This is a genomic window from Pseudomonas sp. 13B_2.1_Bac1 (assembly GCF_025466155.1).
GTDB classification, from domain to species: Bacteria; Pseudomonadota; Gammaproteobacteria; order Pseudomonadales; family Pseudomonadaceae; genus Aquipseudomonas; species Aquipseudomonas aylmerensis.
The window spans coordinates 56254-81570 of the sequence record NZ_JANLOH010000016.1 but is presented as its reverse complement, the minus strand read 5'-3'; the positions used below and the strand labels follow the sequence as shown (position 1 = coordinate 81570).

General features: G+C 61.3%; 27 protein-coding genes and 1 tRNA gene. 12 read left to right on the top strand and 16 right to left on the bottom strand.

Annotated elements, in window-relative coordinates; translation table 11 throughout:
* Positions 1-549: 549 nt before the first annotated feature.
* Positions 550-2667: a TonB-dependent receptor family protein gene (locus NTD80_RS03795; RefSeq protein ID WP_262132195.1), complete on the bottom strand. Its 2118-nt coding sequence runs from the start codon at positions 2665-2667 to the stop codon at positions 550-552.
* Positions 2668-2916: 249 nt separating this feature from the next.
* On the opposite strand from NTD80_RS03795, the gene NTD80_RS03790 reads away from it, so the two are divergent.
* Positions 2917-3075, top strand: a complete 159-nt coding sequence (locus NTD80_RS03790) for a hypothetical protein (RefSeq protein ID WP_168167070.1) — start codon at positions 2917-2919, stop codon at positions 3073-3075.
* Between the two features lie 5 nt (positions 3076-3080).
* Positions 3081-3707: a helix-turn-helix domain-containing protein gene (locus NTD80_RS03785; RefSeq protein WP_106803462.1), complete on the top strand. Its 627-nt coding sequence runs from the start codon at positions 3081-3083 to the stop codon at positions 3705-3707.
* 55 nt (positions 3708-3762) lie between these two features.
* Here the strand turns inward: NTD80_RS03785 and NTD80_RS03780 are convergent, their stop codons facing one another.
* From NTD80_RS03780 to NTD80_RS03765, 4 genes are all read right to left on the bottom strand, one after another.
* Positions 3763-4275 carry a hypothetical protein gene (locus tag NTD80_RS03780; RefSeq protein ID WP_262132191.1) on the bottom strand — a complete coding sequence of 171 codons (513 nt, stop codon included), beginning with the start codon at positions 4273-4275 and terminating at the stop codon, positions 3763-3765.
* Positions 4276-4544: 269 nt separating this feature from the next.
* Positions 4545-4814 (bottom strand): hypothetical protein, encoded by a 270-nt coding sequence (locus tag NTD80_RS03775; protein WP_262132190.1) that lies wholly within the window; start codon positions 4812-4814, stop codon positions 4545-4547.
* A gap of 130 nt (positions 4815-4944) precedes the next feature.
* Positions 4945-5421, bottom strand: a complete 477-nt coding sequence (locus NTD80_RS03770; RefSeq protein WP_065907414.1) for a GAF domain-containing protein — start codon at positions 5419-5421, stop codon at positions 4945-4947.
* 79 nt (positions 5422-5500) lie between these two features.
* Positions 5501-6250, bottom strand: a complete 750-nt coding sequence (locus NTD80_RS03765; protein WP_213553219.1) for a hypothetical protein — start codon at positions 6248-6250, stop codon at positions 5501-5503.
* An 893-nt stretch (positions 6251-7143) separates the two neighbouring features.
* Between NTD80_RS03765 and NTD80_RS03760 the strand changes: the two genes are divergently transcribed.
* The 4 genes from NTD80_RS03760 (at position 7144) to NTD80_RS03745 (ending at position 9487) form a co-directional block, all read left to right on the top strand.
* Complete coding sequence (locus NTD80_RS03760) at positions 7144-7527, top strand: DUF1090 family protein (RefSeq protein WP_262132189.1); 384 nt, start codon at positions 7144-7146, stop codon at positions 7525-7527.
* A 305-nt stretch (positions 7528-7832) separates the two neighbouring features.
* Entirely contained in the window at positions 7833-8390 is a 558-nt protein-coding gene (locus NTD80_RS03755) for a hypothetical protein (RefSeq protein ID WP_201145130.1), read from the top strand.
* A gap of 150 nt (positions 8391-8540) precedes the next feature.
* Positions 8541-8975, top strand: coding sequence for a hypothetical protein (locus tag NTD80_RS03750; protein ID WP_315419418.1), 435 nt, complete (start codon positions 8541-8543; stop codon positions 8973-8975).
* Positions 8976-9247: 272 nt separating this feature from the next.
* Positions 9248-9487, top strand: coding sequence for a helix-hairpin-helix domain-containing protein (locus tag NTD80_RS03745; protein WP_262132186.1), 240 nt, complete (start codon positions 9248-9250; stop codon positions 9485-9487).
* Positions 9488-9655: 168 nt separating this feature from the next.
* Here NTD80_RS03745 and NTD80_RS03740 read toward each other — a convergent pair.
* Positions 9656-9746 (bottom strand) — tRNA-Ser (locus NTD80_RS03740).
* A 152-nt stretch (positions 9747-9898) separates the two neighbouring features.
* On the opposite strand from NTD80_RS03740, the gene NTD80_RS03735 reads away from it, so the two are divergent.
* Positions 9899-10570 (top strand): Bax inhibitor-1/YccA family protein, encoded by a 672-nt coding sequence (locus NTD80_RS03735; protein WP_065907428.1) that lies wholly within the window; start codon positions 9899-9901, stop codon positions 10568-10570.
* A 63-nt stretch (positions 10571-10633) separates the two neighbouring features.
* Here NTD80_RS03735 and murB read toward each other — a convergent pair whose 3' ends face one another.
* The 8 genes from murB to NTD80_RS03695 form a co-directional block, all read right to left on the bottom strand.
* On the bottom strand, positions 10634-11653 hold the full coding sequence (gene murB, locus NTD80_RS03730) for a UDP-N-acetylmuramate dehydrogenase (RefSeq protein ID WP_262132184.1): 1020 nt from the start codon (positions 11651-11653) through the stop codon (positions 10634-10636).
* Entirely contained in the window at positions 11650-12114 is a 465-nt protein-coding gene (locus tag NTD80_RS03725) for a low molecular weight protein-tyrosine-phosphatase (protein ID WP_106803449.1), read from the bottom strand. Before NTD80_RS03725 ends, murB begins: the two co-directional genes overlap by 4 nt.
* Positions 12114-12878 carry a 3-deoxy-manno-octulosonate cytidylyltransferase gene (gene kdsB, locus NTD80_RS03720; RefSeq protein WP_106803448.1) on the bottom strand — a complete coding sequence of 255 codons (765 nt, stop codon included), beginning with the start codon at positions 12876-12878 and terminating at the stop codon, positions 12114-12116. The genes NTD80_RS03725 and kdsB overlap by 1 nt, the downstream gene beginning before the upstream one ends.
* A complete protein-coding gene (locus NTD80_RS03715) occupies positions 12875-13060 on the bottom strand; it encodes a Trm112 family protein (RefSeq protein WP_003174668.1) in 186 nt (61 codons plus the stop codon). Before NTD80_RS03715 ends, kdsB begins: the two co-directional genes overlap by 4 nt.
* Positions 13061-13083: 23 nt before the next feature.
* A complete protein-coding gene (lpxK, locus tag NTD80_RS03710) occupies positions 13084-14094 on the bottom strand; it encodes a tetraacyldisaccharide 4'-kinase (protein ID WP_065907436.1) in 1011 nt (336 codons plus the stop codon).
* Positions 14094-14522, bottom strand: a complete 429-nt coding sequence (locus NTD80_RS03705) for an ExbD/TolR family protein (protein WP_065907438.1) — start codon at positions 14520-14522, stop codon at positions 14094-14096. Before NTD80_RS03705 ends, lpxK begins: the two co-directional genes overlap by 1 nt.
* The gene (locus tag NTD80_RS03700; RefSeq protein WP_065907440.1) at positions 14519-15154 is read right to left on the bottom strand and encodes a MotA/TolQ/ExbB proton channel family protein; all 636 of its coding nucleotides are present in this window, start codon (positions 15152-15154) and stop codon (positions 14519-14521) included. The genes NTD80_RS03705 and NTD80_RS03700 overlap by 4 nt, the downstream gene beginning before the upstream one ends.
* 87 nt (positions 15155-15241) lie before the next feature.
* Positions 15242-17467 (bottom strand): DNA internalization-related competence protein ComEC/Rec2, encoded by a 2226-nt coding sequence (locus NTD80_RS03695; protein ID WP_262132182.1) that lies wholly within the window; start codon positions 17465-17467, stop codon positions 15242-15244.
* Positions 17468-17602: 135 nt separating this feature from the next.
* On the opposite strand from NTD80_RS03695, the gene NTD80_RS03690 reads away from it, so the two are divergent.
* Positions 17603-18118 carry a DUF2062 domain-containing protein gene (locus NTD80_RS03690; protein ID WP_262132181.1) on the top strand — a complete coding sequence of 172 codons (516 nt, stop codon included), beginning with the start codon at positions 17603-17605 and terminating at the stop codon, positions 18116-18118.
* Positions 18119-18121: 3 nt separating this feature from the next.
* On the opposite strand, the gene NTD80_RS03685 is transcribed toward NTD80_RS03690, so the two are convergent.
* Both NTD80_RS03685 and NTD80_RS03680 read right to left on the bottom strand, forming a co-directional pair.
* Positions 18122-19492: a sensor histidine kinase gene (locus NTD80_RS03685; RefSeq protein WP_262132180.1), complete on the bottom strand. Its 1371-nt coding sequence runs from the start codon at positions 19490-19492 to the stop codon at positions 18122-18124.
* Positions 19479-20207 carry a response regulator transcription factor gene (locus NTD80_RS03680; RefSeq protein ID WP_262132178.1) on the bottom strand — a complete coding sequence of 243 codons (729 nt, stop codon included), beginning with the start codon at positions 20205-20207 and terminating at the stop codon, positions 19479-19481. Before NTD80_RS03680 ends, NTD80_RS03685 begins: the two co-directional genes overlap by 14 nt.
* A 205-nt stretch (positions 20208-20412) precedes the next feature.
* On the opposite strand from NTD80_RS03680, the gene NTD80_RS03675 reads away from it, so the two are divergent.
* The 4 genes from NTD80_RS03675 to NTD80_RS03660 all read left to right on the top strand — a co-directional run bounded on the left by NTD80_RS03675 (position 20413) and on the right by NTD80_RS03660 (position 25213).
* Positions 20413-23166 (top strand): response regulator, encoded by a 2754-nt coding sequence (locus NTD80_RS03675; protein ID WP_106803445.1) that lies wholly within the window; start codon positions 20413-20415, stop codon positions 23164-23166.
* A gap of 144 nt (positions 23167-23310) precedes the next feature.
* The gene (locus NTD80_RS03670) at positions 23311-24300 is read left to right on the top strand and encodes a 2-hydroxyacid dehydrogenase (protein ID WP_262132177.1); all 990 of its coding nucleotides are present in this window, start codon (positions 23311-23313) and stop codon (positions 24298-24300) included.
* Positions 24301-24371: 71 nt separating this feature from the next.
* Complete coding sequence (locus tag NTD80_RS03665) at positions 24372-24812, top strand: hypothetical protein (RefSeq protein ID WP_032880639.1); 441 nt, start codon at positions 24372-24374, stop codon at positions 24810-24812.
* Positions 24809-25213, top strand: a complete 405-nt coding sequence (locus NTD80_RS03660; RefSeq protein WP_065907455.1) for an META domain-containing protein — start codon at positions 24809-24811, stop codon at positions 25211-25213. Before NTD80_RS03665 ends, NTD80_RS03660 begins: the two co-directional genes overlap by 4 nt.
* Positions 25214-25317 lie beyond the last annotated feature (104 nt).

Here is a 25317-nt window from a genome sequence, read left to right as displayed (position 1 = left end):
CTTCGCCACCCAACGCGGGGCAAGCCCGCTCACCACAACAAGCCTGGCAGCCACAACAAGCCAAGCACGTCATCACAATGAGCCTATGGCGGCGGTCGCTGCAGGTTGATGCTAGGTTCACGCTCCGCCTGTGCCACGGCGCGCTGCCGAGAGCAAGTGGGCCAGGCCCCGCCCCTTGTGGTGAGCGGGCTTGCCCCGCGTTGGGCTGCGAAGCAGCCCCTGTCACTGCTGGCGATGAGTGTCAGGTTTATTGCGTTGGGTCTTAATGGGGCGGCTTCGCCACCCAACGCGGGGCAAGCCCGCTCACCACAACAAGCCTGGCAGCTACAACAGGCCAGGGCCTTTATCACAATGAGCTCGGTCAGCACAACAAGCCCAACCTCCACAACAAGCCTGGCAGCTACAACAAGCCAAGCCCGTCATCACAATGAGCTCGGTCATCACAACAAGCTCGACCTCCACAACAAGCTCGACTTCCACAACAAGCCTGGCAGCCACAACAAGCCCATTCATCACGACAAGCTCACCACGGGGGGCGGTCGCGGCGGGTTAACGCCAGCTCCACGAGACGCCGGTGTAGATGCCGCGACCGTCTGCCGGGGTCGAGCGGGCCGTGTCCAGGCCTTTGTCGTCGTAGCCGGGGGTGACGGTGTTGGCGTAGCGCCGGTTGGTGAGGTTGCGCAGGTCGACCCAGGCTTGCCAGTCCTGCTTGGGCGCGTCGTAGCCGAACGTCGCCCCAAAGGTCGTGTAGGACGCGGCGTAGTACGAGTTGGCGTAGTCCACCGCCACACGCGAGGAATACTCGGTGTTGAGGCTGGTGTAGAAACCGGTCGGGTGGCTGTAGCGCAGTTGGGCCTGGTAGTAGTGCTTGGGAATGCCCGGCAAGGTGTTGTCGCCGAAACGGTCGTCGTCGCGGTAGTGGAAGTCACTGAAGGTGTAGGCCTGGCGCAGGGCCACCTGGCCGTTGCGGCCGCCTTCCCATAACGAGCTGAGCAGGCTCAGCTCCACGCCCTGGTGCACGGTGGGGCTGGCGTTGGATTCGGCAATGATGGCATTGCTGGAAGAGGTCTGGGCCTGGGTTTCCACACTGAGCAGCTCGTGGCGCACTTCTGAACGGTACAGCGCGAGGTCCCATTGGCCGATCCACGCCTCGCCCCGACTGCCGACTTCCAAGGTGGTCGCGGTCTGGTTTTTCAGGCTGACGCCTTCACGCTGCAGGCCAGTAGCCGGGCCGCTGCCTGGGCCGAAGTATTTGTTGGAACCCCAGATCATCGACCAGGCGTGCGGCGGCTCGACCGAACGGCTCAGGTTGCCGTACACCTGCAATTGCGGGGTGAAGTCATAACGCAGGCCGATGCGCGGGGCGTAGTCCCAGTCATGCTGGCTCAGCGGCGCCTGGCCTTCGGGGTAGGTCACCTGGGTTTCGCGGCGGGTGTAGATCGCCGCCAAGCCGGTGGTCAGCCAAAGGTCCGGGACCAGCTCCAGGTCGTTGCCGATATGCAGCACGGTGTCGGAGCCCAGGTAGCTGTAGTCGCGGGTCTTGGTTCCGGGTGCGTAGGTGGCCGTATTGCCGGCGGGCGTGCGTACATATTCCGACGCGCCGTTGTTGGGCATCGCCTGGGTGGTGCGCAGGCCGACTGTGGTGGTGCTGTCGTGGCCGAACAGCGTGTCTTGGCGGATGTAATTGAGGGTGCTGCTGATGTCGGTGTAGGCAACCTTCAGGCGGTTGGTGCCTTCACGCAGGTCCATCGGATAGTCGTGGTAGGCCAGTCCGACTTCGACGCGGGAGCTGTCGTCCAAGTGCAGGGTGGTCTTGTTGGCGATCCAGGTCGAGCCCGGTTGCAAGCGCTTGGAGTCGCGGGCGGCGTTAAGGCTGTTGGCCGCACGCGGGTCGTGGCTGATCTGCGCACGGGTAAGTTTGCCGGGGGTGTCGTTGGTGGTTTCGCGGTAGCGGAAATAGAAACGGGTTTCCAGGTCCGGGTTGAAGCGGTAGCCGAAGTTGGCCGCCACGCCCTTGCCCGTAGCGGCGCTCTGGCGTTGGTAGCCGTCGGACTCGGAGTCGGTGAGGCTGATGTAGTAGTCGGCATCCCCCAGCACTTGCCCGGAGCTGATCTCGCGCTGGGCGTAGCCACGGCTGCCGGCCTCATAGCGCAGCTGCAGTTTGGGCGCATCGTAGCCGGTGCGGGTCACATAATTGACCGCGCCGCCCAGGGCCAATGCGCCCTGGTCAAAGCCATTGGCACCGCGCAGCACCTCGACGCGGCTTTGCCACAAGGGGTCCTTGAGCTCATAGGGGGTCCCGCCGGGGCCGGTCAGCGGCAAGCCGTCGAACATTTCATACAGCCCCGAGGCATGCGAACCCGGGCTGCGATTGAGGCCGGAACCGCGAATCGACAGCTTCACCCCTTCATTATTCGCCGCCTTGGCGTACACCCCAGCCTGGTACCTGAACACATCTTCGTTGGTGCTCACCCGCCCCTGCTGCACGCTGTTCATGTCGATGAAATTGGTGCCGCCGGGCACGCTCTTGAGTTGTGCCTGGGCGACTTCACCAGCACTCGCCTCGCTGCTGGTGACTTCGACCGGGGCCAGTTGCAGGTCTTCGGCTTGCACCAGCGAACTTAAGGTCAGGGCGGCAAAAAAGAGCGGGGGTTGGCGCAGCAGCATCGAGGCAGATCCTTGGAATTCGGGGGCGTGGCAGGCTGGGCCTGGCACGCGAACAGTGTTGGGAAGGCAGGCGCGCCCGCCAGGTCACGCCTTATTAACGGACCAGACGCTTCCCACAACAGTGTCGGACCCAATTTATGGGTTAAGTCCAAAATCGAATTACCACATGCAAACTCAGTATTTAAAGAAATAACCGGCAGGCATTACTGTGGAGCCACTGAACCAACCACGCCGCACGAGACTGCCCCCATGCAAACATCCGCCACCGTCATCGACTTCACGCTCCACCGCAAACGCCGCCAGGCGCGTGCCGCGGCTGAGCTGATGTGGGCGATGTACGCGGCGCGTGCCGGGCTGGCGGTGTTTACCGCACAGGCCACGCCGTCCAGCGATACTCGCCGGGCGTAAGGCCGATGAATTTCCTGCACGTGCTCCCCGAACCACCCGAACCCCTGCCCAAACCCACTGTTGACGACGACGTGATCAGCTTGTGCGTCGCGCATAACCTGCAACGCCTGCGCAGCAAACGCCATCTGTCACTGGATGGCCTGGCGCGTGTGTGCGGGGTCAGCCGGGCGATGCTGGCGCAGATTGAATCCGGGCGCAGCGTGCCGTCGATCAAGGTGCTGTGCAAGATCGCCAAGGGCTTGAAGGTGTCGGTCGCGGCGTTCCTGGAGGACCGCGCGTTCGAAGGCGTCGAGGTGCTGCCGGCACACCAGAGCAAACGCCTGGTGAGTGCCGACGGCGCGTTTACCAGCCGCGCGTTGTTTCCCTACGATACGGCGCGCCAGTCGGAGTTCTACGAGATTCGCCTGCGTGCGCTTGGCGAGGAAGTCTCCGAAGGCCACGGCCCCGGCATCCAGGAGAACCTGGTCGTGGCGCAAGGTGTGCTGGAGGTCAGTGTCAACGATGAGCGCTACCTGCTCTCCACCGGCGACTCGATCCTGTTCTATGCCGACCAGCCCCACCGCTACCGCAACCCGGCGGACAGCGAAGCCGTGGCGTTCCTAGTGATCACCTACCCCGAACGCCTGGATTAATCCCGGCAAAAAAAAACGCCCCGAATCATCGGGGCGTTTTTTATTGCGCTACCTGTCAGCAGGTGCAGCACATCATCGGCATGCCGTTGCAGCTCATCATCATCGGCATGGCGCAGTCGTTCATCATTTTGCTCATGAGCATGCAGCAGTTTTTCATCATGTCCATGCTCATGCCCGGCATCGGCATCATTTTGCACATCATGCCGTCAGCCTGCAGGGTGCATTCCATCACGCACTTCATCATCGGCATCATCATGCCCATCGACATCATCGGCATGTTCATCGGCATATTCATGCCCGACATCATCGCCATGGTCTCGGCGGACATGCACATCATCGACATGTTGGCGCACTGCATCATCATCGGCATGCCGCAGTTCATCATCATCGCCATCATTTCGGCGTTGGTCTTGAACTGAGCCATGTCCATGCCCGCCGCCGGCTTCATGGTGCACATCATGGCGTCAGCGGCCATTTCGCATTTCATGGTGGCCATCATCATCGGCATGCCCATCATCGGCATCATTGGCATGGAAGTGTTCATCGGCATCTGCATTGCATTCATCATGTTCGAAACTCCGTAATCGACAGGAAATGAGTAAGTTCTGGGGCCGATTCTAGAGACGCCAGGCGGCGGCGCAAGACGGCGACAGAGCAGCAGGATCGGATGTTCGGAGGGAAGCTTAGTCGATCAAGACAGCTGTGCCGGCTGTGATCATGGGCATTTCGTTGCTATCGCGTCGTGGATGTCCGTGACACGCGCCAATTCGACGTCATGGATATTCGATCTATGCATGTCGTCCAATCTTATGGAAATAAACGGTCTAACCACGGCGTTCAATCGCTAGACTGCGCCAGTAAGTCCAGCAATTCTTGCGCTTCTGATCCCGGCGCAAACCTGAACCCGTACATTTCTTCGGCGCCGAGGATTTCAACCAGGGCGCCCAGCAGCTGCGCTTCGGTTGGCGAACCTTGCAGCAATGCGTGCGCGGGCAGTAACAGCTCCGCAGTAACACCCTGGACACTCGCGGCATCGATCACGGCAAAGAGCATAAAGCGCAGGCGTATTTCGCGGTCTGTCGGCCAAACCGTTTTTCGCTTACCCAAGGGAGGGCCTCATTTTTTCGGAAAAGTCCGAGGCTATTGCGCACTGAGGGGTGATTCAAGCGGCGGGATGCAAGACAGGCCGTTTCCTACAGAGAAAACAGACATAACCCAGCAAACCACCTTGATGGACTCAGGCTCTGCTGCGCTGCAATTCCAGTGTCGTGCCGATGAGCCGCGTGAAGATGCTCAGGATTTCGAGCATTTGGGTGTTTTCAAACTGCCTGGGCAACACGTCCAACGCGCACAAGGTGCCAAAAAAAGTGCCGTCGGAGAACACGATGGGCAACGAGATATAGCTCTCGAAACCATGCTCCTTGGGCAACGGGTGCTCCCAGAATACCGGGTCGCGACTGGCATGCTCGATGACGATCGATTTGCGATTGGCGCGTAACTGGTTGCACAACGTGGCCTCCACGAGCAACTCGTCGCCGGCCTCCAGCCCGAACTGCAACTCGTCATGAACCGCACACGCCACCCAGTGCGTGTCCGTCATCTTGGAAATGGCTGAAAAGCGCATTCCGGTCAAACGCGAAGTCAGTCGCAAGATATTTGAAGTGGTTTCGATCTCTGTGATCGCGTCCAGCTCTTCAATGGTTAGATGTTTGATGACACGCTCCTCACATGACAGGTCTCACCCCTGCATCGGCCATTGGCGATGAGGCTTAAATCCACGCCGACGAAATGCATCACTGCACCGGCAGGAAATTCATCAGCAACAGGCTCTGCGCGTAATTGAGTCCAATGCGCCGGTAGCGTTCATCCAGCATCTGGGTCAACAGGTCGAGGCGCGCGACGATCTTGCCGAACTCCACGGCGAAGCTGAGGTTGCTGCCCTCCTCCGAAATTTCGTTGGAAAACAGCAGCAGCACGCCATTCGCATCCTGGCGCTTGCCGAGCAGCCAGGTGGCCTTCTCGATATTGCGCGCGGCGTTGCTGACGAACTGCGGGTTGATCGAGTCGGTGATGTAGAACTCGGTGCGGCCACCGTGGGCCGTCACAATCATGCTGCCGATGGCATAGATAAAGGCGCCGACCCGGTCGCCTTTGAACTCCGGACTCAGGGAATAACTCAACGCGGCCAAATCGCGGCGGTCGCCAAGGGCCGGCAGTGTTCGACGCTGTTCAATGGCCTGGCGAATTTCCCGCGCGGCGCTCACCGCATCCGGGTAACCCGACTGGCGCCACTGGTTGGGGTTACGCAGGTAGAGCTTGTTCATCAGCAAATACAGGCTCTGCAAGTTGTCGCGCATGCCCAGGGTGGCCATGCGATCGACACTCGTCTGGAAAAACTCATCGGGTTTACCATTGCTGAACTGCTTGGCGATATCTTGCCCTTGCTGTTGCGTACACCCGCCAACACAGAGCATTAACACTGCCGCCAGCCACAGTGGCTGGCGCCTCCATCGAATCTTGAATAACAGTAACGTGCGATCCATCGGCACCCGATCTGGTTCTCATGCCCCGCGCGGGGGATCGGCGGGGCTGCGACAAAGATAGATAGGAGAAATGCAAAAAAGTGCAATAGGGGCCGGCAGATAGTTGTAAACCGTACGCCTGGGGATCAAACGTGAAGAATTCGGCGCAGGCACTATACTCAGAGGAACAGTTGCGAGTGATTTTGGCGAGCCAAGGAAGATTGACAACACCCATCTCTCTCTTAACAGCAACTGTACTGGAGGGTCGCGGCGATGAAACACCCCATTAGAGCTCAAATCTTTGTTCAGGTAATTTGCTTGCTTTCGGTGGCTCAGCTTTTCTGCTGAGCAGTGCGTCACTGCCTTTTAACTCTGCTGCCGGTGCGGCGTGGAGGGCTGTTGCCGTTTACCTGGAATCGCGCCGATTTCGCCCGCCAGGCAAACTGGCGCGTAGTGTGGCCCAAAGGATGTTAAGAACATGCACGCCAACCGCAGGCCCCGTTGAAGATTGCCCAATGGCGCTGGACTCAAACCAGCCCCGGGCAAGCGTAGACACCACTTTAGCGTCGCGGGGCTCGGAAGCCATGGTTTAGATAAATTGCCGGGGTTCCTCGGATGAAGCCGAAACCCTTTTCAGGCATCAAACTTCGAACGACTCCGTCACTGCGAGGAGAACTTTCTCCGCTTTGATAAGGCAGTCACAGGAGCCCTCTTTCGATAGTGGCGTAATGACACTCCTGCAGCCATGCGTCGTGAACAACGTGAAAGGATTCACACTTATGGAACTTCAGCGTTGAAGGCCAATAACCGACCCAATAGTATTTTCCCGCCCGGGCGCACCTCTTATACGGATATTGTTCTGCGCCAGCTCGGGACTTCTGCGTTGCGCAGGCAATAAAACATTGAGGTTTGCCATGCGTCTTTCCAAACTCGCACCCGCCGCCGCCCTGTTCAGCCTGTTCACCCTGCCCGCCCACGCCGCCGACCTGAGTGCCCTCACGGGTGCGCTGTCGTCTGCCCTCGGTGGTGCCAACAACAGCACCGTCAACGCCAATAACAGCAACAGTGCCTCCTGCCAGCAGCAGGTTCGCGACCTGCAGGCAAACATCAATGCCGCCAATGCCAAGGGCGACACCTTGCGCGCAACCGCTTACCAGGCGGCGCTCACGCAAACCAACAAAAGCTGCAGCAACTCGACCTACAATACCCAGGCGCAGGTCGACACCAACCCGCAACGCCAGCAGAACGTCAACAAGGCGGCGGATGCTATCAACGCCATTGGCGGATTGTTCAAGTAGTCCGTAACACACAATGAAAAAGGCCCGCGAATGCGGGCTTTTTCATATGTATCCGTCCACCCCAGGCACTGTTGGAAGCGATAAATCAGGCGCGCTGTAGTGCGATTTGGAAACTTGGCCTGCCGGCGACCAGCGTTCTGGGGCTGCGTAGATGCCTTGGCCAAACGGACGTGATCGGCGCATCCGTCACCCCTAGGTATCAACATGCCACTAGCACATCTGTTCTATGTTACTGCCCCCATCATGATGCTAGCTTCTTGACCCCTTAGATAGCCACTTCGCAAGTTCAAGGAGTTGAACAGCAGATGTCTTTTTATTCTGGGATCAATCAACGTCGTCTCCTATTGGTTGCGCTCCTATCAGTATTTACTTGCGCATGGGCCAATGACTCAAGTCCCACCGGAGATTGGTGGATCATCTACGGTGATGGCGCGCCCGGGAAGAATGTGACCTATGTCGCAGACCGAACTTCCGTGACGCCCTCTAAAAAAACCAAGGGAGCCCAGTTAGTCGCCGTTACTTTAGTTTATGAAGAACTGGGCAAGCCCATGATTGATGTCTACAACATGGAGGTCCAGTGCCCAACGCATAAGTTTCGATTTATCAATGGTCAATCTGTCTCGCGCATGGGTAGCCTACGGCACTTGAAAGTATCGGAAAAATGGCAGGACGTGAAAGACCCCTGGGTCCAGCGCAGTGCTGAGTTCGTCTGCTCGCCGAAGAGCAAAGATATGATTGCGATGGGCAAGATGGAATATATGCAGATGATTAATATTACCCAGCAGATGTTCTTTAAGCTGGCGCCCATCCGCGAGAAAAGTCAGATGATGGAGGACCTGGACTCGATACTTGGCAATAAATAGCAAATCGATCCGTACGCTGAGGGCGATGGACACTTAGGGATTGCGAGCGCGTCAACTTGAACGGGGCGTCGCGATGGATAAGTCTTCGCTCGACCCCAAGACATGCATCAGATGTGGTTTTTTACTTTTAGCGAGACAGAGGGCGTCAGGATGGAGAAGTTGGCTAAAGCAGTATTGCTGGGGGTAGTCATTTCATCAGTACTGCTTTTGAATGGTTGTAGCACTATTGCCCAGTCCCGCTGGGAAGGGCGAGACCTCCAAGAGGCACTGGATTTATTTGGCAAGCCCGATTCAATGAAAAAGCAAACAGGCCCGAACGGTGAGGCGCTCGCGGTACTGACTTGGTATAAGTCCTCAAGTTGGACCAATACTGAAGCAGCAGGAACCTCGATGAACCACACGGGCAATGGCATGGTGTACACGGAACACTATCAAACGGTCGGACATAGCTCTTCTTGCAAACTTGAGGCGACGGTCAACAAAGCCAAAAAAATCGTACTTTTCAGAATCGAGGATGGGCGTATCCTCCATGGCAAGTGCACGAACGTCCCTTACGTACCTGGGTATATCCCCCCAGGCTTTTAAAACTGAGCCATCCAATGATAGATGGCTCCCGCGAGCTTCTAAGCGCCTCACCCAATTTATAGAGTGTGAGTCTGTCGATCTGAATGAAGCCCTTACAAGCTTCCATAGAGAAGATAACTGCAACTGCGTTTGGGGTTTCGCCACCCACAGGTCCTGAGTATCCAAGCTAAAAATCCAGTCCGTCCTCCTTATAACGAGGATGCCGGCCTATTGAGGCACTCTCTAGCGTCGGGCACACTCACGTGGACTCATCGGTAAAAAAGGAATTTACAGTGCCGTTTTCATTGGATGAAAGAACCGCTCTGCTCGCACTCAAAGGTGTAGGGCCAACCGTAATGACTCGACTTGAGCAAATGGGTATCGAATCGCTCGCCGAACTTCGAAAATCAGATGTGGGTGACATCCTGGCTCGAGCATCCGCGGAATTAGGCTCGACTTGCTGGAAGAACAGCCCTCAAGCCAGAGCAGCCATCACCGCCGCAGTGGAGCTTGCGAAGAGCTCTACAGATTAAATCCCGGCCCGGTACAGACGTGTTGGGGGAGCCCCTGAAACCGACTCGCTGACATCGAGTTGCGGAAACTGCCTGAGACGATGCGCAAACGATCGGGGCTTTAACTAAAAGAGCCGCCAACCGCCAGAAACGCAAAAGCCCCGCATTGCGGGGCTTTCGTTTGAATCTTGGCGGGAAACCAGGGATTCGAACCCTGGAGACGCTATTAACGTCCGCCGGTTTTCAAGACCGGTGCATTCAACCACTCTGCCAATTTCCCTTGTGCATCACAGGATTATAGTAGCCTATCCCGTCTCAGCGGGCGCCATAATACCCGAATGAAACACACTGTCAAACTCTCGCCATCGCTTGTTACAGAGCGTCTGTTATGATCTTTGCGACTGAACGTTTCAAAACCGAAGGAGTGTCGCCATGCGCGAACAGAATTACGCAGTGAATGGTAACGCGCAGGCTGAGCAGCTTGAAGTCAGCCGCGTGTTGCGCAACACCTATGGCTTGCTTGCCCTCACCCTCGCCTTCAGCGGCGTGATGGCGTTCGTGGCCCAACAGATGCGCGTCGGCTACCCGAACATCTTTGTCGTGCTGATCGGCTTCTACGGTCTGTTTTTCCTGACCAACAAGCTGCGTGACTCGGCCTGGGGCCTGGTGTCGGCGTTTGCCTTGACCGGTTTCATGGGCTTTATCCTCGGCCCGATCCTCAACCGTTACCTCGGCATGGCCGGCGGTGCGGAAGTGGTCAGCTCGGCGTTTGCCATGACGGCCCTGGTGTTTGGTGGTCTGTCGGCCTACGTGCTGATTACCCGCAAGGACATGAGCTTCCTGGGTGGCTTCATCACCGCGGGCTTCTTCGTGCTGCTGGCGGCCGTGCTCGCCAGCATGTTCTTCCAGATCAGCGGCCTGCAACTGGCGATCAGCGCAGGTTTTGTGCTGTTCTCCTCGGTGTGCATCCTGTTCCAGACCAGCGCCATCATCCACGGCGGTGAGCGCAACTACATCATGGCGACCATCAGCCTGTATGTGTCGATCTACAACCTGTTTATCAGCCTGTTGCAGATCTTCGGCATCATGAGCCGCGATGACTGATTCACCCGCGCAATAAAAAATGCCCCGTATCGAAAGATACGGGGCATTTTTGTTTTCAGCGGTTCAGTACTGGTTGGGTTCCATTTCCAGGTCGACCTTGAAGCGCTCGGCGATATCCTGCTGGATACGCCTGGCCAGGTTGGCAATGTCTTGCCCCGACGCAGCGCCATAGTTGACCAGCACCAGCGCCTGCAACTTGTGCACGCCCGCATCGCCTTCGCGAAAGCCCTTCCAGCCTGCCTTGTCGATCAGCCAGCCGGCAGCGAGTTTCATCTGCCCATCGGCCTGGGGATACGCCACCAGGTCCGGGTACAGCTCCTGCAGCTCCGCAGCCAGCGCCTGGGACACCAACGGGTTCTTGAAGAAGCTGCCGGCATTGCCAAGCTCCGACGGGTCCGGCAGTTTCTCGCGACGAATGCTGCAGATTGCCCGGCTGACATCACTTGGCGTCGCCTCGGTGATGCCCTGCCCGGCCAGGCGCTGCTGCACCGGGCCGTAGTCGAGCTTGAGGTGGCTGGCGCGACTCAGGGCAAAGCGCACCCGCAGGATCAGCCAGCGCCCGGTCTCGTGCTTGAACAGGCTGTCGCGGTAGGCAAAGTTGCACTCTGGCAGGCTGAAATCGCGCAGCTCGCCCGTGTGCCGGTCCAGGGCAGTCAGGCCGGCGAATACATCCTTGATCTCTACACCGTAGGCACCGATGTTCTGCATGGGCGCAGCGCCCACCGTACCAGGGATCAGACTGAGGTTTTCCAGGCCGCAGAAGCCCTGCGCCAGGGTCCACAGCACGAACGGGTGCCAGGCTTCGCCCGCCTCGGCTTCAACCACCACCTGCACGCCGTCATCGCTGAGCACGCGGATGCCTTGGGTGGCCATACGCAGGACCAGTGCAGGAATATCCTGGGTCAGCAGCAGGTTGCTGCCGCCACCGATGACCAGCACCGGCAATGCCTTCGCGGCGCCGTAGGCCAGGGCCTCGCGCACGTCGTCATCACTGTGCGCTTCGGCGAACAGTTGGGCACGCACATCGATGCCAAAGCTGTTGAATGGCTTGAGCGATACCTGCGCAAGCACCTGCAAGGTCATAACCGCCCCTTCAATTCGATCACCAATAAGTCACAGGCGCGCTCGATCAGGTCCAGCACCCGCTCGAAGCCTTGCTCGCCTTCGTAGTAAGGGTCCGGCACTTCGTCGACTTCAGCCTCAAAGCGGCGCAGGAACAGGTCCAGCTCGGCCTTGCCCTGCGCTGGCTGCAGGGCCTTGAGGTTGCGCAGGTTGCTGTTGTCCATCGCGAGGATCAGGTCATAGCGCGCAAAGTCGGCACGTGATACTTGCTGGGCACGTTGCGCCGACAAGTCGTAGCCGCGAACCAACGCTGCACGCTGGCTGCGCTGGTCGGGCGGGTTGCCGATATGCCATTCACCGGTACCGGCCGAGGCCACTTCCACCTGCCCCGCCAGCCCGGCTTCGCGCAATTTATGGCGCAGCACACCTTCGGCAGTCGGCGAGCGGCAGATATTGCCCAGGCAGACAAACAGAACTTCCATCAAGCCCCCAGCAAGCGCCGGACGCGCTCAAGGTCTTCCGGGGTATCGACGCCGGCAGGAGGCGCTTCCAGGGCATCGCCCACGTGGATACGCACGCCGTGCCACAGGGCACGCAGTTGCTCCAGCGATTCGGTGTTTTCCAGCCAGCACGGGCCCCAGCTGACGAAGTCATGCAGGAAGCCGGCGCGATAGGCGTAGATGCCGATATGGCGGCGATACGGCACGCCTTGCGGCAACACGTCAGGCTGCTTGGCAAAGGCATCGCGGGCCCACGGCAAGGTCGAACGGCTGAACGTCAGCGCCAGGCCATTGATGTCACTGACCACCTTGACCACATTGGGGTTGAACAGTGTGTCGATGTCTTCGATCGGCTCGGCCAGCGTGGCCATGCGCGCTTCGCCATGGGCGGCCAGGTTGGCGGCCACCTGATCGATCACGCTCGGCGGGATCAGCGGCTCGTCACCCTGCACGTTGACCACGATCGCATCAGGGGCCAGGCCCAGCTGGGTGGCCACTTCAGCCAGGCGGTCGGTGCCGGAGTTGTGGTCCTCGCGAGTCAGCACCGCTTCGGCGCCGAAACCTTTGCAGGCGTCGATGATGCGTGGATCATCGGTAGCCACCACCACACGCTCGGCGCTGCTCTTGCAGGCCTGTTCCCACACCAGCTGGATCATCGGCTTGTGGCCGATCAGCTGCAGCGGTTTGCCCGGCAGACGGGTCGAGGCGTAGCGCGACGGAATGACAACGGTAAAGGCTGTGGTCATTTATCCAGACGCTCGTCGGTGGTCAGGGTGCGGGCTTCGCTTTCCAGCATCACCGGGATGCCATCACGGATCGGGTAAGCCAGGCCGGCGCCTTTGCTGATCAGCTCGGTTTTGTCGGCGCTGAGCTTGAGCGGGCCTTTGCAGATCGGGCAAGCGAGGATGTCGAGCAATTTGGTGTCCATGAATGTTTCCTGGATAGCAGCGTTTAAGGCAAGAGACGAGCGGGCAGCAGACGCATCAACTGCGTGTCGAACCAAGCGACGAACGCTGGCGACGGCACGGCATCCACTGCAAGGTACCACCAGTCTGGCCGGGCAAAGGCGCGGCACTTCACCGCGTCCTTCTCGGTCATGACCAGCGGCAATGACGGCGTAAAGTTCAGGACCTCGGCGCTGTAGGGCGCGTGGTCGGCAAAAGCATGGGGTATTGGCTGCCAGTGTAGCGTTTCAAGGGTATTGAAGAAACGTTGCGGGTTGCCGATGCCGGCGACCGCGTGCACCTGCTGGCCCGCCGGGAAGTAATCGACCGGCTGGCGCTCGCCGCTCTGCAGGTTGACCAATGCGCTGGGTTGCAGGCGAAAGGCGAAGCCGTCCTCACGGTCCGAGACGGCGCCGTTGTACAGCAACGCATCGACACTCTGCAGGCGCTCCACCGGCTCGCGCAACGGTCCGGCCGGCAGGCAGCGGCGGTTGCCCAGGCCACGGGCGGCGTCGATCAGTACCAGTTCCAGGTCACGGGCCAGGCGGTAATGCTGCAGGCCGTCGTCGGAGAGGATCAGGTCCAGGGTTTCACTCGCCAGCAGGGCCCGGACCGCGCGACTGCGGTCGGGGTCGATCATCAACGGGACACCGCAGCGCTGCACGATCAACAGCGGCTCATCACCTGCCACGTCGGCGCTGTGGCTGGCCTCGACCCGCCACGGCAGCTGCGGCGGCTTGGCACCATACCCACGACTGACCACGCCAACGCGCAAACCGCTGCGCCGGCAGTGTTCGATCAGCCACAGGATCAACGGCGTCTTGCCGGTGCCACCCACTGTGATATTGCCGACCACCACCACCGGCACAGGCGACTGGTAGATCTCGCCCTCGCCCGCCAGGAATCGCGCACGCTTGCGCTGCACCACGCGGCGATACAGGGATTCCAGCGGCCGCAACAGGGCGAGCGCCGGATGGCCGGTGTACCAGGCCTTGAGCAAACGATCGGACATGGCCATCAGGGTTGGCTCGCCGCCTCGACGGTGGTCATGCGCAGATGGCTGAAGCCGAGCTTGCCGGCCGCGTCCATGGCGGTGATCACGGCCTGGTGCTGGGTCTTGCCGTCTGCACTGATCGACAGCGGCATCTTGGTATCACCGCCGGATTCCTTCTGCAGCGCGTCCATCAGGCTGTTGAGGTCGTTTTTCTCAAGCAACTGGTTATTCACCGAGAACACCCCGTCGGCGCTGATGGCGATGTCGAGTTGCTTGACTTGCTGGTCTTCGGCCGGCGAACCGCTCACGGCTTCCGGCAGGTCGACACGCAGCTGGGTTTGCCGGGTGAACGTGGTGGTGACGACAAAAAACAGCAGCAGGATGAACACCACGTCGATCAGCGACGCGAGGTTGATATCGACATTTTCCCGTTGCTTGCGGCGAAATTTCACGCTCTGCCCTCGACCAGGTCCACATCACGGTCGCCCTGCACCACTTCCACCAACTTGATGGCTTCCTGCTCCATGCCAACTACCAGTTCATCGATGCGGCGTTGCAGGAAGCGATGGAAGAACACCGAAGGAATACCGACCATCAGGCCTGCGGCCGTGGTGATCAAGGCCTTGGAAATACCACCGGCCAGCACCGCGGCGTTGGTGGTCATGCCCGAGCCCATGAACGAGCTGAAAATATCGATCATGCCCAATACCGTGCCCAGCAGCCCCAGCAACGGCGCCATGGCGGCGATGGTGCCGAGGGCGTTGATATAGCGTTCCAGTTCATGGATGACGCGGGCCGCGGCTTCCTCGATGCACTCTTTCATGATCTCGCGACCATGCTTGGAGTTGGCCAGGCCTGCGGCGAGGATCTCACCCAGCGGTGAGTTGGCCCGCAGTTCCTTGAGCTTGTCCTTGTCCAACTGTTTGTTCTTGATCCAGCCCCAGACCTGCCCCAGCAGATGCTCGGGGGTGACGCGACTGGCGCGCAGGGTCCACAGGCGTTCGGCGACGATGCCGAGTGCGGCGATGGAACTCATGATGATCGGCAACATCATCCAGCCGCCGGATTTGACCAATTCCCACACAGTGAATGTCCCCTCGAAAAAGTGCGCCACTTTACCATATAGGTTCGCCGGCGGGGTCCGCCGGCCATGCAGCGGTCGACGGTACGATCAGGGTAACCACTCGCGCCAGAACCGGCGTTGACTGCGCGCAACAACCGGTGCTGCAAAGGCCCCCAGCTGCAGGCGCACGGCCCCCTGCTCGGCACTGTCGTAGACCTGGCTTCCCAGCGCCTGATAACGCTGCAGCACCTGCGGATGGGGATGGCCGAACGCGTTGCCACGCCCACGCGATATCAGCACCGAACCGGGCGACAATCGTTGCAGGAAGGCCTTCGACGACGAACTACGGCTGCCATGGTGGGGCGCTTGCAGCCAATCGGTCGGCACGGCCAGCGGCGAAACCAGGAAAGCCTGTTCGGCGGCGCGATCAATGTCGCCGGTGAGCAACAGGCGCTCGCCATTCGCCTGCACCTGCAGCACGCAGGACTTCGCATTACCGTTGTCGGCGCCTGGCCATTGCCACAGTTCGAATGAAACACCGTCCCACTGCCATTGCTCACCGCTGACGCAAGGCTGGGTGCCGAGGAACGCTGGCAGGCCTTCGACTTCACCGCCCACCACACGCTGGATCGGCATGCCCCTGGCAATCGCCGCCGCGCCGCCCGCGTGATCCGCATCGGCATGGCTGAGCAACATCATGTCGAGCCTGTCGACCCCGAACTTTCGCAGCGACGGCAGCACCACCCGCGCACCGAGGTCAAATGTTCCGGTACGCGGGCCGGCATCGTAGAGCAAGGTGTGATGGCGGGTTCGCAGGATCAGGGATTGCCCCTGCCCGACATCCAGCTGAATCACGTCCACCTGCCTATGGGGCACCCGCTCCTGCGGCGGAAAGACGGCAAGCAGCAGCATCGGCAACCCCAGCAGGCGCAACGGCACACCGTTGGGCAACAACAGCAGCACCGTGCCCAGCAGGCTCAACCACCAGTAACCCAGCGGCACCTCGGCCGGGACCCACGCCGGCTGCAGTCCGGCGAGCCAGGCAAGGCCCTCGAACAGCCCGGCCAATGCACCGCCGGCCAGCCACAACAGGCTCTCCCCCAACCACGGCAACGGCAGCAAGGCCGTCCCCAGCAAGGCCAGCGGCAATACCACCAGGCTGATCCAGGGCACCGCCACCAGATTGGCCAACGGTGCACTCAGGCTGATCGGCAACCCCAGCACCAGCAATACCGGAAACAGGCCGATGGCGATCAGCCACTGCGGTCGGGTCCATGCCTGCCACACACTCCAGGGCCCCAGCCGCCCGGCGAAGGCCAGGATCAGCACCGCCACCGCGGCAAAGGACAACCAGAAGCCTGGCTGCAAACTGGCCAACGGCTCCAGGATCAGCACGCCATTAAGCGCCAGCAACAATGGCCACCACACCCCCAGGTGACGAAAGCGCAAACGCCACACCAGCACCAATCCGACCATCACACAGGCACGCTGGACCGGTACGCCGAACCCTGCCAGCAGGCCGTAACCCAGGGCTGCGCCGAATGCCAGGCCGCACGCCCATGGCAGCCACGGCCAGGCGCGCGGCCAGCACCCGTAGCGCGCCAACCCGGCGATCAGTCCGTAGACCAGCCCCGCCAGCAGGCCGATATGCTGGCCGGAAATCACCAGCAGGTGCACGGTGCCAGTAGCCTGCAAGACCTGCCAATCTTCGGCCGCCAACCCCGAACCGTCGCCCAGCACCAACGCAGCCAGGCCCGCCTCGCGACCTTGGGCATCCACCGCCATCAGGCGTTGGCGCACGCTGTCGCGCCAGGCATTGCGCGCCGGCGCCAGGCGCTCGCCGTCCTTCACCGACGCGGTGGCACCGATGCGCTGGGCCAACAGCCAGGCCTCTTGATCGAACCCATGAAAATTCAGCAGGCCCGAGGGCCGCTTGAGGCTGACTGCCAGGCGCCAGCGCTCGCCACTGCGCACCTCGGGCCCGCCCCGCCAGGACACGCGGATACGCTTGGGCAGCCGCGCCTTTCGCGAGCGGCTGTCGGTCAGTTCAAAACGTACGCCCTCGCCGGTTCGTTGCGGTAACCCGGTGATCCGCCCTTCGACCCAGCGGGTCTGCCCGTCCAGCGCCGGGTCGAGACGATCATCCAGGGCCGATTGCGCGCTGAGGCAAGCCCAGCTCAAACCGAACAGCAAGAACGCCAGCGGGTAGGTGCGAAACGGCAACAGCATCAGCGCCACCACCAGCAGCGTCACCAGCCATCCCGTCGACGGCAACGCCGGTAACCAACGCAAGGCCAGTAACCCCAGCGCCAGCGCAAACATCCCTGTCTTCATGAATCATCCTTTGCAAGTGATCCACTCAGTCTTAGCGGGTTGCCGGGCAGCGCCTATGATGTTTTGTCACAAAGTCTGAATTTTCTGTTTATAGAATGCGGGCATACTTGCCCCTCGAACTGACCTGGACCCCTTATGCCCCGGCGCTTATTCAAACGGTACATGCCCGACCCGACCAGTATCAGGGAACACAAGTCATTACAGTTTCTCGGCACGCTGCTGCATGACCCGAACCTCTGGCACCTGAACCGGCACTCGGTGGCCCGGGCCATGGCGGTCGGCCTGTTCGCGGCCTTTATCCCGATCCCGTTGCAGATGCTGCTCGCGGCCATCCTGGCGATTAAGGTGCGCGGCAATATGCCCATCGCCGTCAGCCTGGTGTGGCTGACCAACCCGATCACCATGCCGGTGGTGTTTATCTGCACCTACCTGACCGGCGCGTGGCTGATGAATGTACCGCCACGCAGCCTGCCCGATGACCTCACCTGGGAATGGATCAGCAGCCAACTGAGTACCTTGTGGCAGCCCTTCCTGCTGGGTTCGGTGGTATTGGGGCTGGTGTTGGGGGCGCTGGCCTATTGCCTGACCATGCTCTATTGGCGCTGGTGGGTGGCGCACCAATGGAAGAAACGCAAACAGCGTCGCGCGTGAGGGTCAGCGCGCCCGCAGACGCAGGTGCACGCGCAGGCCGCTGCCGGTGTTTTCCGCCCACAGGCTGCCTTCCTGGCGCTGCACGGCGTTGCGCGCAATGCTCAAGCCCAGGCCGAAGCCACCGTCGCCGGGGCGTGAACCGTCCAGGCGGGTAAAGGGCGCGAAGATTCGCTCCAGGTCCTGCTCATCGATCCCCCCGCCCTGATCTTCCAGCCAAAGGTGCCAGTACTCGCCATCACGCAGCCCGTCCAGGCTGACAATACCGTCCACTGGCGAATGCCGGATGGCATTGCGCAGGATATTTTCCAGGGCCTGGGCCAGGGTATTCAGGTTGCCACGCACCCAGCAATCGGCGCCCAGCAGGCACGGCAGGCGCGACGGCGACCAGTCACTTTCAAAGCATGCGTTTTCGCGCAACATGTCCCACAGCGCCTGGAGCTGGATGTCTTCCTGCGGCAACGGCGCCCGCTCGGTGTCCAGCCAGGCCAGTTGCAGGCTGTCTTCCACCAGGCGCTGCATCGCGTCAATCTCGCGGCCGAGTCGCTCGCGCAGTTGCGCCAGGTCCTGCTCACTGTCACAGGCCACGCGCAGGCGGCTTAACGGGGTGCGCAGTTCATGGGACATGTCTCGCAGCAATTGCTGCTGCAGTAGCACGGTCCCTTGCAGGCGCTCGGACATCTGGTCGAAAGCCCGGCCCAACTCGCCCAGTTCATCCTGACGGCTGGTGGCCGCGTGGGACAACCGCGTATTCAACTGATCGGCACGCCAGGCGTTCGCCTGCTCGCGCAGTTGGTTGAGCGGCATGATCAACAGCCGGTACAAGCCCACACACAGCAACAAGGTAAACAGGCCGGGGATCACGCCGTTGGTCACCACCCGCCAGAACAGTTGATAACGCCCCGGCATGAAGCGCTGCGGCAACTCGATCACCAGCGAGCCAGCGTTGGGGTCCACGGGGAATGGGATCTTCAACCACGGCAGGCCTTTGACATGCCGGCTGACCGGCCATTCCAGGCCACGCAGGAAAGTCAGGCGCTGGCTTTCCTTGACCGCCAGCGGCTTGCTGCTCAGCGATTGCAAGTCGTTGCCGATCACACCGATCCAGGTCGACTCGCGCTTGGCCATGACCTGCAACCATGCGTCCACTCCGGCACGTCCCTGGGTACTCCACGCCAGCTCGGCGCCTGCCGCGTAGCCCTTGAGGATCTCGCGGGGTTCCTCGGCCAGATAGGCGTTCTGCTCTTCCATGTAGCGGCCCCAGGACCAACTGAGCCAGATCATCAGCAGACAGAAGGCGATCAGCAGGCAAGCCAGCTTCCAGAATAACGAGTGCTTGCCCGGCAACCGCTTCAACGGACGATCAAAGTCCGTCATCAAGAGCACTCAGCACATAACCCTTGCCCCACACCGTGCGCACTTCGCGCTCGGCATAGCCGATGGCCTTGAGCTTGCGGCGGATCTGGCTGATATGCATATCGAGGCTGCGGTCGTGAGGCGCATAGCCACGTTGCAGCACATGCTGGTAGAGGAAGGCTTTGCTGAGCACTTCGTCGCCATTGCGGTGCAGGGTTTCGAGCAGGCGGTATTCGCTGCGGGTCAGCCCGGCCCAGTGTTGCTGGTAGAAGACGTCGCACAGTTCATCGTCAAAACGCAGCGTGCGTGCGTCATCGCGCGCCAGGGTGAGGCTCGGCAATGGACGCCGATCCAGGGCCACTCGACGCAGGATGGCTTCGATGCGCACGCGCAGCTCGATCATGCTGAACGGCTTGGGCAAGTAATCGTCGGCGCCCAGGCGAAAACCACTGACGCGGTCGGCTTCGGCGCCCAGGGCCGACATCAGGATCACCGGGATCGAATGGCTCTGGCGCAGATGGGTCAGGATCGACAGGCCATCCAGCCCCGGCAGCAGGATATCCATCAACACCACGTCGAACGCCTGGTCGCGGGCCATCTGCAGGCCTTGCTGGCCGTTCTGGCACCAGGTGACCTGGAAACCATAGCGGCCCAGGTGCTCATGCACGTAGGCACCGAGCACGGGGTCGTCTTCGATGGTCAGGATACTGGGTAGGCCAACTGCTGCGGGATTCATTAGCGTCTGCAAGTCATTCTCAATGACTGATTATTCAAGATTACCCCGCGCCAGGCAATCGCCACCCGGCGCCAAATGGCGCGAAGATTGCCGTATGTCATTAATTTGCAAGATTCCTCGCCGTGCAAATGGCTACACTGCGCAAGTGGTGCGGGCCGGATGCCCGGGCAGAAATTCGATAACACTGTGGTAGCAGGAGAGTGGCGTGCTTAGAAGAATGGGGATAAAGGGTCGCGTACTGTTGCTGACCTTATTACCGACCAGCCTGATGGCCTCTTTGCTGGGGGGCTATTTCACCTGGATGCAGCTCTCGGAACTGCAGTCGCAATTGCTGCAGCGCGGCGAAATGATCGCCGAGCAGCTGGCACCGCTGGTGGCACCCGCCTTGAGCGCGCGCAACACGGATCTGCTGGAACGCATCGCCACTCAATCCCTGGAACAGCCGGACGTACGCGCCGTGTCCTTCCTCGCGCCAGACCGCGCGTCCCTCGCCCACGCCGGCCCGACCATGCTCAATCAGCCGCCGGTCGGCAACAGCTCGCACTTGCTGCAGCGCACCGGCAATGACGCCACGCGGTACCTGCTTCCAGTGTTTGGCCGCCATCGCAACCTCGCCGGCGACCTGATTCCCGATGAAGCCGACCGCCTGCTTGGCTGGGTCGAGGTGGAGCTGTCCCACAACGGCATGTTGCTGCGTGGCTACCGCAGCCTGTTCGCCAGTCTGCTGCTGATCGCCATCGGACTGATCTGCACCGCGGCCCTGGCGCTGCGGATCAGCCGCACGATCAACTCCCCGATCGGCTTGATCAAGCAAGCCGTGGCCCAGCTCAAGGACGGTAACCTGGAAACCCGTCTGCCCGCCCTCGGCAGCCAGGAACTGGACCAGCTCGCCTCGGGCATCAACCGCATGGCCGAGACCCTGCAGAACGCCCGGGAAGAGTTGCAACACAGCATCGACCAGGCCACTGAAGACGTGCGCCAGAACCTGGAAACCATTGAAATCCAGAACATCGAGCTGGACCTGGCGCGCAAAGAGGCGCTGGAAGCCAGCCGCATCAAGTCCGAGTTCCTGGCCAATATGAGCCATGAAATCCGCACGCCGCTCAACGGCATCCTCGGCTTTACCCACCTGCTGCAAAAAAGTGAATTGACCCCGCGCCAGCTGGACTACCTGGGCACCATCGAAAAATCCGCCGACAACCTGCTGGGCATCATCAACGAGATCCTCGACTTCTCGAAAATCGAAGCCGGCAAGCTGGTGCTCGATAGTATCCCGTTCAACCTGCGCGACCTGCTGCAGGACACCCTGACCATTCTCGCCCCCGCCGCGCACGCCAAGCAGCTCGAACTGGTCAGCCTGGTGTACCGCGACACCCCGCTGGCACTGGTCGGCGACCCGCTGCGCCTCAAGCAGATCCTGACCAACCTGATCAGCAACGCGATCAAGTTCACCCGTGAAGGCACCATCGTCGCCCGAGCGATGATCGAGGACGAGCAGGAAGACAGCGTGCAACTGCGCATCAGCGTGCAGGACACCGGCATCGGCCTGTCCAGCCAGGACGTGCGAGCGTTGTTCCAGGCCTTCAGCCAGGCCGACAACTCGTTGTCGCGCCAGCCCGGTGGTACTGGGTTGGGCCTGGTGATTTCCAAGCGCCTGATCGAGCAGATGGGCGGTGAAATCGGCGTCGACAGCACGCCTGGCGAAGGCTCGGAATTCTGGATCAGCCTCAACCTGCCCAAGACCCGCGACGATGTCGAAGACCTGCCGTGTGCGCCGCTGCTGGGCCATCGCGTGGCCGTCCTGGAAAACCACGAACTGGCGCGCCAGGCCTTGCAGCACCAACTCGAAGACTGTGGCCTGCAGGTCACGCCGTTCAACAGCCTCGAAAGCCTGACCAACGGCATCACCAGCGCGCATCAAACCGAACAGGCCATCGATCTTGCGGTGCTCGGCGTGACCGCCAATGACATTCCGCCGGAACGCCTCAACCAACACCTGTGGGACCTCGAACACCTGGGCTGCAAAGTGCTGGTGCTGTGCCCCACCACCGAGCAGATGCTGTTCAACCAGTCGGTGCCCAACCCCAACAGCCAGTTGCAGGCCAAGCCGGCTTGCACGCGCAAGCTGCGCAGGGCGCTGTCCGACCTGATCAGCCCGCGCCCTTCGCGCAGCGAACCTGGCGAGCCGCTGTCCAGCCGTGCACCGCGCGTGCTGTGTGTGGATGACAACCCGGCCAACCTTTTGCTGGTGCAAACTCTGCTCGAAGACATGGGCGCACGGGTGCGTGCCGTGGAAAGCGGCTATGCGGCCGTCGACGCGGTGAAGCAGGACACCTTCGACCTGGTGCTGATGGACGTGCAAATGCCCGGCATGGACGGTCGCCAGAGTACCGAGGCGATTCGCCAGTGGGAAAGCGAGCGGCACGGCACGCCGTTGCCGGTGGTCGCCCTCACCGCCCACGCCATGGCCAACGAAAAACGCGCGCTGCTGCAAAGTGGCATGGACGATTACCTGACCAAACCCATCAGCGAGCGGCAACTGGCGCAAGTGGTGTTGAAATGGACCGGCCTGGCCCTGCGCAACCAGGGCCCGGAACGCAGCGCCGATGGCCTCGGCCCTCGCGAGCAACTGCCGGTGCTGGACCACGAAGAAGGCCTGCGCCTGGCCGCCGGCAAGACCGACCTCGCGGCCGACATGCTTGCCATGCTGCTGGCGTCGCTGGAAGCCGACCGCCTGGCCATCAACGTCGCCCGTGATGCCAATGACAACAACGCCCTGATCGAACGCGTCCACCGCCTGCATGGCGCCACTCGCTATTGTGGCGTGCCACAGCTGCGCGCGGCCTGCCAACGTGCCGAAACCCTGCTCAAGCAGGACGACGCCAAAGCCATGCACGCGCTGGACGAACTGGACATGGCTATCGCCCGGCTCGCCAGTGAAGCGCGGGTCAGCGCCTGAACACCGCTGTAGGACCACGATTGCTGTGACAAGGGAGGTGGCGAGAGCGCTTGCTCGCCACGACACCCCCTCTGCAACACACTTGCTGCAGCAAGTCGCGCCTACTAGCAACGCAACCATTCTACGATCGCAGGGAGCTATTCAATGCGCGTGATTCTTTTCAGCAGCCAAACCTACGACCGCGACAGCTTTCTCGGCGAGCCCTTGCCCGATGGCCTGGAGCTGCAGTTCCAACCGGCCCGGCTCAACCTCGACACCGTGGCCCTGGCCGAACATCACGACGTGGTCTGCGCGTTTATCAATGACGACCTCAGCGCGCCGGTGCTGGAGCAATTGGCCAAGGGCGGCACACGGCTGATCGCCCTGCGGTCGGCCGGCTATAACCATGTGGACCTGCCGGCCGCCCAGCGCCTGGGCCTGACCATCGTGCGTGTGCCCGCCTACTCGCCCCATGCGGTGGCCGAACATGCAGTGGCGCTGATCCTCGCGCTCAATCGCCGCCTGCACCGCGCCTATAACCGCACCCGCGATGGCGATTTCAGCTTGCACGGCCTGACGGGTTTCGACCTGGTGGGCAAGACCGTCGGCGTGGTCGGCACCGGGCAGATCGGCGCCACGTTCACCAAGATCATGGCTGGCTTCGGTTGCCAGTTGCTCGCCTTCGACCCCTTCCCCAACCCGCAGGTCGAGGCCCTCGGCGCCCGCTACGTGAGCCTGCCCGAACTGCTCGCCGAAGCGCAGATCATCAGCCTGCATTGCCCGTTGACTGCCGACAGCAAACACCTGATCAACGCGCGTTCGCTGGCACAGATGCAACCCGGCGCGATGCTGATCAACACCGGTCGCGGTGGCCTGGTCGACACGCCGGCACTGATCGAGGCGCTCAAGGACGGCCAGCTCGGCTACCTCGGCCTGGATGTGTATGAGGAAGAAGCCCAGTTGTTTTTCGAGGACCGCTCTGACCTGCCGCTGCAGGACGATGTACTCGCGCGCCTGCTGACCTTCCCCAACGTGATCATCACCGCACACCAGGCTTTCCTCACCCGCGAGGCCCTGGCGGCGATTGCTGGCACGACCCTGGCGAACATTGCAGCGTGGGCCGATGGCCGCGCCCAGAACCGCGTCGAAGGATGATCAGCGGTCATATACCAGGCGCATGATCGGCAGGCACCCGTGATAGGATGCCGCGCCTATTTGGAGGATCCATGGCCGAACACGATTTCCGCTTCAGCTTGCTGAGCCCGCAACACACCCTGATCGAATGCCGCGCCCTGGTGCCGGGCCGTTACCAGGTCACCGGCAACGGTGGCTCGATCAAGCACGGCGACGTGCTGATCGTCACCCTGCGAGGCAGCAAAACCCTGTCGATGCGCCTGACCGTCGAAGGTGACGCGCGCTACTCCATCCGCCCGGCAGGCCAGTGGGTCGCCATGGCCCAGGGGCCGAAATTCGGCGAACTGGAAATTCACACCTGGAAGGTCAACTGCGACAGCTGCGACGCCGTGCTGGAGTTTGAATTCGCGGTGGAAACCAAGCTGACCAAAGAGCCGCTGCAACCGGCCGCCAATGCGCGCATCAAGGAACTGGGTTGGGCCAGCGAGGGCGACAAACACCGCTGCCCGAAATGCCAGCAGGCCGCGCAATGAAAGGCCTGCTTCTGCTCGCCGCCCTCGGTGCGGCCCTGACGGGTTGCGCCGGTGACGCGGTCCGGCTCAAGCAGGATCACAGCTACGTGGTGGAGTGGATTGGTGAGCGGCCGCTGATGGATTACGCGCACCTGACCGTCACCCTCGGTGCCGACGGGCGCGCCTACGGCAATGGCGGTTGCAACCACTGGTTTGCGCCGTACACCGTCGACGGCGACAAGCTCAGCTTCGGCAAGATCGGCAGTACCCGCAAACTCTGCGCCGAGGCGCTGATGGAGCAGGAACACCGCTTCTTCCAGGCCCTGCAAGGGGTGCAGCGCTGGGACATCTCGCCGATCGAACAGACGCGCTTCTGGCCAGCCGAGGGCCAGCCCATCCGCCTCTGGCTGGAAGAAGGCTGACCCATTCCATCCAGAGATGGCTGAGGTCTAAATGTGGGAGGGGGCTTGCTCCCGAAGGCAGTGTGTCAGTCAGCACGTGTATTGGCGGAGCCACCGCGTTCGGG

Coding starts and splice junctions, on each gene's coding strand:
- NTD80_RS03795 (WP_262132195.1), bottom strand. CDS start 2,667: ATGCTGCTGCGCCAACCCCCGCTCTTTTTTGCCGCCCTGACCTTAAGT.
- NTD80_RS03790 (WP_168167070.1), top strand. CDS start 2,917: ATGCAAACATCCGCCACCGTCATCGACTTCACGCTCCACCGCAAACGC.
- NTD80_RS03785 (WP_106803462.1), top strand. CDS start 3,081: ATGAATTTCCTGCACGTGCTCCCCGAACCACCCGAACCCCTGCCCAAA.
- NTD80_RS03780 (WP_262132191.1), bottom strand. CDS start 4,275: ATGATGAATGCAATGCAGATGCCGATGAACACTTCCATGCCAATGATG.
- NTD80_RS03765 (WP_213553219.1), bottom strand. CDS start 6,250: ATGGATCGCACGTTACTGTTATTCAAGATTCGATGGAGGCGCCAGCCA.
- NTD80_RS03760 (WP_262132189.1), top strand. CDS start 7,144: ATGCGTCTTTCCAAACTCGCACCCGCCGCCGCCCTGTTCAGCCTGTTC.
- NTD80_RS03755 (WP_201145130.1), top strand. CDS start 7,833: ATGTCTTTTTATTCTGGGATCAATCAACGTCGTCTCCTATTGGTTGCG.
- NTD80_RS03750 (WP_315419418.1), top strand. CDS start 8,541: ATGGAGAAGTTGGCTAAAGCAGTATTGCTGGGGGTAGTCATTTCATCA.
- NTD80_RS03735 (WP_065907428.1), top strand. CDS start 9,899: ATGCGCGAACAGAATTACGCAGTGAATGGTAACGCGCAGGCTGAGCAG.
- murB (WP_262132184.1), bottom strand. CDS start 11,653: ATGACCTTGCAGGTGCTTGCGCAGGTATCGCTCAAGCCATTCAACAGC.
- NTD80_RS03725 (WP_106803449.1), bottom strand. CDS start 12,114: ATGGAAGTTCTGTTTGTCTGCCTGGGCAATATCTGCCGCTCGCCGACT.
- kdsB (WP_106803448.1), bottom strand. CDS start 12,878: ATGACCACAGCCTTTACCGTTGTCATTCCGTCGCGCTACGCCTCGACC.
- NTD80_RS03715 (WP_003174668.1), bottom strand. CDS start 13,060: ATGGACACCAAATTGCTCGACATCCTCGCTTGCCCGATCTGCAAAGGC.
- lpxK (WP_065907436.1), bottom strand. CDS start 14,094: ATGGCCATGTCCGATCGTTTGCTCAAGGCCTGGTACACCGGCCATCCG.
- NTD80_RS03695 (WP_262132182.1), bottom strand. CDS start 17,467: ATGAAGACAGGGATGTTTGCGCTGGCGCTGGGGTTACTGGCCTTGCGT.
- NTD80_RS03690 (WP_262132181.1), top strand. CDS start 17,603: ATGCCCCGGCGCTTATTCAAACGGTACATGCCCGACCCGACCAGTATC.
- NTD80_RS03685 (WP_262132180.1), bottom strand. CDS start 19,492: ATGACGGACTTTGATCGTCCGTTGAAGCGGTTGCCGGGCAAGCACTCG.
- NTD80_RS03680 (WP_262132178.1), bottom strand. CDS start 20,207: ATGAATCCCGCAGCAGTTGGCCTACCCAGTATCCTGACCATCGAAGAC.
- NTD80_RS03670 (WP_262132177.1), top strand. CDS start 23,311: ATGCGCGTGATTCTTTTCAGCAGCCAAACCTACGACCGCGACAGCTTT.
- NTD80_RS03665 (WP_032880639.1), top strand. CDS start 24,372: ATGGCCGAACACGATTTCCGCTTCAGCTTGCTGAGCCCGCAACACACC.
- NTD80_RS03660 (WP_065907455.1), top strand. CDS start 24,809: ATGAAAGGCCTGCTTCTGCTCGCCGCCCTCGGTGCGGCCCTGACGGGT.